This is a genomic window from Nocardioides sp. (assembly GCF_031422975.1).
Taxonomy (GTDB): domain Bacteria; phylum Actinomycetota; class Actinomycetes; order Propionibacteriales; family Nocardioidaceae; genus Nocardioides.
The window spans coordinates 1-6,239 of sequence record NZ_JANPEO010000334.1 but is presented as its reverse complement, the minus strand read 5'-3'; the positions used below and the strand labels follow the sequence as shown (position 1 = coordinate 6,239).

6 protein-coding genes are annotated in these 6,239 nt (G+C 71.7%); 4 read left to right on the top strand and 2 right to left on the bottom strand.

The genetic code is table 11. The annotated features are described in order from the left end of the window. The coding region (locus tag RMO85_RS10195; protein ID WP_310528616.1) for an enoyl-CoA hydratase family protein at positions 1-758 on the bottom strand (758 nt) is incomplete at its 3' end. Between the two features lie 40 nt (positions 759-798). Here RMO85_RS10195 and RMO85_RS10190 point away from each other — a divergent pair. From RMO85_RS10190 to RMO85_RS10175, 4 genes are read left to right on the top strand one after another with little or no spacing between them, the layout of a single operon-like run. Further along, entirely contained in the window at positions 799-1,575 is a 777-nt protein-coding gene (locus RMO85_RS10190; protein ID WP_310528615.1) for an SDR family oxidoreductase, read from the top strand. Next, the gene (locus RMO85_RS10185) at positions 1,572-2,441 is read left to right on the top strand and encodes an SDR family oxidoreductase (protein WP_310528614.1); all 870 of its coding nucleotides are present in this window, start codon (positions 1,572-1,574) and stop codon (positions 2,439-2,441) included. The genes RMO85_RS10190 and RMO85_RS10185 overlap by 4 nt, the downstream gene beginning before the upstream one ends. Positions 2,442-2,466: 25 nt before the next feature. Then, positions 2,467-2,928, top strand: a complete 462-nt coding sequence (locus tag RMO85_RS10180) for an SRPBCC family protein (RefSeq protein ID WP_310528613.1) — start codon at positions 2,467-2,469, stop codon at positions 2,926-2,928. 1 nt (position 2,929) lies between these two features. Next, complete coding sequence (locus tag RMO85_RS10175) at positions 2,930-3,958, top strand: NAD(P)H-binding protein (protein ID WP_310528612.1); 1,029 nt, start codon at positions 2,930-2,932, stop codon at positions 3,956-3,958. Between the two features lie 12 nt (positions 3,959-3,970). On the opposite strand, the gene RMO85_RS10170 is transcribed toward RMO85_RS10175, so the two are convergent. Continuing rightward, positions 3,971-6,016, bottom strand: a complete 2,046-nt coding sequence (locus RMO85_RS10170) for a M3 family metallopeptidase (protein WP_310528611.1) — start codon at positions 6,014-6,016, stop codon at positions 3,971-3,973. Positions 6,017-6,239 lie beyond the last annotated feature (223 nt).

Sequence of the window (6,239 nt, the reverse complement as noted above, 5' to 3'; positions counted from 1 at the left end):
ACCCGGTCGGTGCTCGCGCCGTGCCGATGCACGAACGTGTCGCGCAGCTCGTCGCTGACGCCCATGAGGTTGAGCTCCATGGTGAAGCCCTGCTCGAAGCGATAGCTCTTGTTCACGTCGACCGGGTCGATCCCGTTGAGCGCTTCCTTGGCGGCCCGGATGACCCGGGTGTCCTTGTCGGCGATGTCGGCGGCGAGGGCGAGCGCGGCGTCGTCGAGGCGCTCACGCGGGACCACCTCGTAGACGGAGCCGTGCTGGACCAGCTCGCCGGCCGCGATCGTGCGCGCCGTGAAGTAGAGCGTGCGCATGAGGTGCTGGGGGACCAGGCGCGCCAGGTGGGTGGCCGCACCGAGCGCACCCTGCTTCACCTCCGGCACGCCGAAGTAGGCGTCGTCACTGGCGATCACGATGTCGGCGTTGCCGACGAGGCCGACACCGCCGCCGAGGCAGAAGCCGTGGACCGCGGCGATCACGGGCACCGAGCACTCGTAGACCGCCTTGAAGGCGGCGAAGCAGCCCTTGTTGGCACCGATGAGGGCATCGAAGCCCTCGCTGTCCTGCATCTGCTTGATGTCCACGCCGGCGTTGTAGCCCTTGCCCTCGGCGCGCAGGATCACCACCTTGGTCGCGGCGTCGGCGCTGGCCTCGTCGAGCGCGGCCGCCACGTCGAACCAGCCCTGCACGGTGAGGGCGTTGACCGGCGGCGCGGCCATGGTGATCACGCGGATGCCGTCGTCGCGCAGGTCGGAGGAGATCATGGCGCCACCCTACCAAGCAATTGCTTGGTAGGGTGGCGGCGTGAGCCTCTCCCTCGACCTGTCCGACCGCGTGGTGCTCGTCACCGGCGGCACCCGGGGCATCGGAGCCGGCATCGCCGCCCGGTTCGCCGACGCCGGCGCCGTCGTGATCACCTGTGCCCGGTCGGAGGTGGCGGTGCCCGCGCCCGGCACGACCCATCTGCAGTGCGACGTGCGTGACCCGGCTGCGGTGAAGGCCCTGGTGGCGAGGTTCGTCGCGGCCCACGGACGCCTCGTTGTGCTCGTGAACATCGCCGGCGGGTCGCCGTACGCCCTGGCTGCCGACGCCTCCTCGAACCTCCACGACAAGATCCTCGGGCTCAACCTGAGCGCCCCGTTGCTGATGGCGCAGGCCGCCAACGCGGTCATGCAGTCCCAGGAGTCCGGCGGCTCGATCGTCAACGTGTCGTCGATCAGTGCGCTGCGTCCCTCGCCCGGCACCGCGGCGTACGGCGCGGCGAAGGCCGGCCTCGACTCGCTGACCCGCTCCCTGGCGGTCGAGTGGGCGCCGCGGGTGCGGATGAACGCGATCAGCGTCGGGCTCTGCCGGACGTCGCGGACCGCCGACCACTACGGCGGGGACGAGACGGTGGCCGCGATCGAGGCCACCATCCCGCTCGGCCGGATGGCCCGACCGGACGAGGTCGGCAACGTCGCCGTCTTCCTCGCCAGCGACCTGGCGTCCTACGTCTCCGGCGCCACGATCGAGTGCCACGGTGGCGGCGAGCCGCCGATCTTCTCCCACGTCCTCGACCACCTCGGCAAGGGGCTCGCATGAGACTCCTCGAGGGCCGCATCGCCATCGTCACCGGAGCCGGCCGGGGCATCGGCCGCGCCCACGCGCTCGAGCTCGCGCGGCAGGGCGCGACGGTGGTCGTCAACGACCTCGGTGTCTCGCTGGCGGGGGAGAAGCAGGACTCGCCGGCCGATGAGGTGGTCGCGGAGATCCTGGCCATGGGCGGCGAGGCGGTCGCCAACGGCGCCGACGTGGCCGACTTCGCGCAGGCCGCCGAGCTGATCACCCAGGCGATCGACACCTTCGGTGGGCTCGACATCCTCATCAACAATGCCGGCTTCGTGCGGGACCGGATGCTCGTCAACGCCACCGAGGACGAGTGGGACGCGGTGATCCGGGTGCACCTGAAGGGACACTTCGCGCCGCTGCGGCACGCCGCGGCGTACTGGCGGCTCGAGTCGAAGTCCGAGCGCCAGCGCGTGGCCCGCGTCATCAACACCTCGTCCGGCGCCGGGCTGCAGGGTTCGATCGGGCAGGCGGCCTACGCTGCGGCCAAGGCCGGGATCGTGGGCCTGACCCTGGTGGCCGCCGCCGAGCTGGCCCGCGTCGGCGTGGCGGTCAACGCGATCGCGCCGGTCGCGCGGACCCGGATGACCGAGGGCGTCTTCGACGCCAGGCTGCCGGAGCCGGAGGACAACTCGCCGATCGTCGCCTGGCTGTCGTCGGTGGACTGCGAGCTGACCGGGCGGGTGCTCGAGATCGAGGGCGGGAAGCTCACCCTCGAGGACGGCTGGCGACACGGGGCGTCGCGCGACCTCGGCCGTCGCTGGCAGGCCGGCGAAGTGGGTGACGCGGTGCGCGCGATGGCTGCCGAGGGCGCCGAGCCGGAGCCGGTCTACGGCGCATAACCGGCTGATCCCTAGGCTCTGCCACGTGAATCGATTCCGCGCCCGCACCCGGTCCCAGGCGACACTGCACTCCGCGCCCGAGCGCGTGTGGCACGTCCTGACCGACCCGGAGCTGTTGCCCGTCCTCACGCCCTACCTCAGGCACATCGACGTGGACGGCGAGCGCTGGACCTGGCACCTGACCCGGATCCCGGTGATGAGCGCGACGATCACGCCCACCTTCACCGAGGTGATGACGTTCGACGAACCCACCCTCATCGGCTTCGCGCACGACTCGGCACAGACCCACGAACGCACCGGCGTCGAGGGCCACTACGAGCTGACGTCCGCCGGCACGGGCACCCGGGTCGCGATCGACCTCGAGATCTGGTGCGACCTGCCGCTGCCGAGGCTGTCGCGGATCGCCGTGGAGACCGTGATGCACGGCATCGTCGCAGCCATGGGCCGGCGCTTCTCGGCCAACATGCTGCGCCACCTGGGGGAGTGACATGCGGATCCTCGTGCTCGGCGCCACCGGCTATGTCGGCTCCCGGCTGATCCCTGCCCTCCTCGACGAGGGCCATGTCGTTGTCGCGGCGTCGTCCTCGGACCCCTCGCCGTCACGCTTCGACTGGGGGTCGTCGGTCGACTGGATGCGCTGCGACGTGACCTCGACCGCCGACGTGGAGGCAGCACTCGTCGATGTCGACGCCGTCTGCTACCTCGTGCACTCGCTGAGCAGGCGCGGGTTCTCGGGCCCGGACCTGCTGGGTGCCGAGGTCGTCCGGCGAGGTGTCGATGCCGCTTCGGTGACGCGACTGGTCTACCTCAGCGGGCTCGTCCCGGACGTGCCCCGCGACGAGCTCTCGCCCCACATCGCCTCCCGCCTCGAGGTCGAGGAGGAGCTGTTGCGCTCCTCCGCGTCCACCGTCGCCCTGCGCGCCGGCGTGATCATCGGCGCCGGCTCGACGTCGTTCGAGGTGATCCGCCAGCTCGCCTCGCTGCTGGTCGTCCAGCCGGTGCCGTGGTGGCTGCGCTCGAGGATCCAGCCGATCGCGGTCACCGACGCCGTGCGCGCGCTGGTCGAGGCCTTCGCGCCCGACTCAGCGCTGAGCGGCACGGTCGACATCGGAGGCCCCGATGTCCTGCGCTATCCGCGGCTGCTCGCCGCCTACAGCCGGGCCGCTCGACTGCTGCGCGTACGGATACCGGTGTTGCTGGCCCCCGCGCCGTTGGTCGCAGCCGGCACGGCCAGTCTGGTGCAGGCTCCGTTCTGGACCGTCACCGCGCTGGTGGCCTCGCTCCGCCATGACATGGTCTGCCGGCCGGAGGCAACCTGGACGCCGGCCTCCGGGGAGCCGCTCACGACGGTGCGGGCGGCGATGCAGCGGGCCGTGGCCGGGGTCGGCCTGGAGGGTCCGTTGCCGAGTGATCCCGACTGGACCCGGCAACGGGCGCCGTTGTTCGATCGGCTGCCCGCGCCGCGGTCCGTGCGGGCCGGTGCGAGCCTCGCGTGGCACCGGCTCCGCTCGTTGTAGCCACCCGGTGCGCTACGCGGCACCGATCCGCTCGAGCAGGTGGGCGAGGTCCGGGTCTCCACCACGGAAGGTGCGGTAGGACTCCATCGCGTCGGCCGATCCGCCCGCGCCCAGCAGGGCGCGCCGGAAGTGCTCGCCGGCCGCGCGGGTCATGCCGCCCTGGGCGACGAACCACGCGACCGTGTCGGCGTCCATGATCTCCGACCACAGGTAGGAGTAGTAGGCCGCGGAGTAGCCGCCACCGAAGATGTGGTGGAAGTACGTCGACCGGTAGCGCGGCGGCACCGGCGCGTAGCCGACCCCGGCCTTGTCCAGCGCCGCGAGCTCGAAGGCCTCGACGCCCTCGGGATCGGTCGGCAGGTCGGCGGCCGGGGTCTGGTACCACGCCTGGTCCAGGATCATCGCGCTCAGCAGCTCGGCGTAGCGGTAGGTCTCCTTGCCGGAGGTGTCCAGCAGCTGCGCGAGCATGTCCGCCGGCAGGGGGGCGCCGGTCTCGTGGTGTCGCGCGTAGGCCGCCAGCAGGCTGGGCTCTCGGGCCCAGATCTCGTTGACCTGGCTGGGGAACTCGACGAAGTCTCGGGGCACCGACGTGCCGCTGCGACTGGGGAAGCGGACGTCGGAGAGCAGGCCGTGCAGGTCGTGGCCGAACTCGTGGAACAACGTGATCACGTTGTCCCACGACAGCAGGCTCGGGCTGCCGGGAGCCGGCGGTGCGAAGTTGCAGGTGTTGGTCACGACCGGCGAGGCGGCCAGGAGGTGGCTCTGGTCGACGATGCTCGTCATCCAGGCGCCACCCTGCTTGGTGGGGCGCGTGTAGGGGTCGATCACGGCGACGCCGAGGTGGTCGCCGTTCTCCTCGCGCACCTCGTAGACGCGGGCGTCGGGGGTGTAGCCGACGAGGTCCTCGCGCCGGTGGAAGGTGATGCCGTAGAGCGCGGTCGCGGCGGCGAACACGCCGTCGGTCAGGACGCGGTCGAACTCGAGGTAGGGCCGCAGGGCGCCCTGGTCGAGCTCGGCGTCGTGCTGACGGAGCTGGCTGTCGACGTACGCCCAGTCCCAGGCGGCCAGCGTGGCCCCCGGCTCGAGCATCTGCAGGTGGGCCTGGAGCTGCTCGCCGCGGGCCCGGACGAGGTCATAGGCGGCGGGACCGAGACGCCCGAGGATCTGGTTGACCGCGTCGGTGCTGCGGGCGCAGCCGTCCTCGGCGGCGTATGCCGCGTGGTGCGGGTAGCCGAGGAGACGGGCGCGCTCGTCGCGCAGCCTGGCCATGGTGAGGAGTACGGCGCGCGTGTCGTGCTCGCCGGCGGACAACCCGCGCTCGGCGCTGGCCCTCCAGACGCGCTCGCGGACCGTCCGGTTGCTCAGGGCGGCGAGGACGGGCTGGCCGGTGGTGTTGGTGATCGTCAGCAGCCAGCCGTGCTGGCCCGCCTCCTCGGCGGCTTCCTTCGCCGCGGCCTTCTCGCCCTCGTCGAGCCCGTCGAGCTCGGCCTGGTCGGTGATCAGCACGCTGGCGGCGTTGCGACCGGCCACGAGCAGCTGGTCGAACCTGGTGGACAGGGTCGCGAGCTCGGTGTTGAGCTCGCGCAGTCGCGCCTGCTGGTCCTCGGGCAGCGCGATACCGCCGCGCTCGAAGTCCTTGAGCCGCTCGCTGAGCAGGTGCGCCTCCTGTGCGTCCAGGGTGACCTCGCCGCGGTCGCGGCCATCGCGCAGCTGGGTCAGCCGTGCGTAGAGCGAGGCGTTGAGCAGGATCGCGTCCTGGTGCTGGGCCAGCCTGGGCGCGATGTCCTCCTCGATCGCGTCGCGCTCGTCGTTGGTGTCGGCGGCCTTCGCGACCCAGAACGCGTTCATCGCGCGGGTGAGGAGGCTGCCGCTCCGCTCCCATGCCTCGAGGACGCCTGCGACAGTCGCCGGCCCGGTCTCGCCGGCGATCGCATCGAGCTCGAGCAGGTGAGCTGCCATGCCCTGCTCGATCGCCTCGCGGAAGTCCGCGTCACGCAGGTTGGCGTAGTCGGGCAGGTCGAAGGGCAGGGTCGACGGGCTCAGCAGCGAGTTGGTCATGTCGCCATCAAAGCAAACGGCCCTGACAGCCCCTCGGCGGTCATCCTCAGACCTGGTCACGGCTCTCGCCCGGTGGGTGGGCGTGTACGGCGACCGCGACCGGCCCACCTACGCTGGGCCGGTGAGTGGCACCCTGGTAGCGAAGGACCTGGCCGGCGGCCACGGACACCGCACCCTGTTCGAGTCCCTGGACCTGACCGTCGCCCCCGGCGACGTGGTCGGC

Excerpts from the sequence above, each read along its gene's own strand:
- RMO85_RS10170 (WP_310528611.1), bottom strand. The coding sequence starts at position 6,016 with ATGACCAACTCGCTGCTGAGCCCGTCGACCCTGCCCTTCGACCTGCCC.
- RMO85_RS10175 (WP_310528612.1), top strand. The coding sequence starts at position 2,930 with ATGCGGATCCTCGTGCTCGGCGCCACCGGCTATGTCGGCTCCCGGCTG.
- RMO85_RS10185 (WP_310528614.1), top strand. The coding sequence starts at position 1,572 with ATGAGACTCCTCGAGGGCCGCATCGCCATCGTCACCGGAGCCGGCCGG.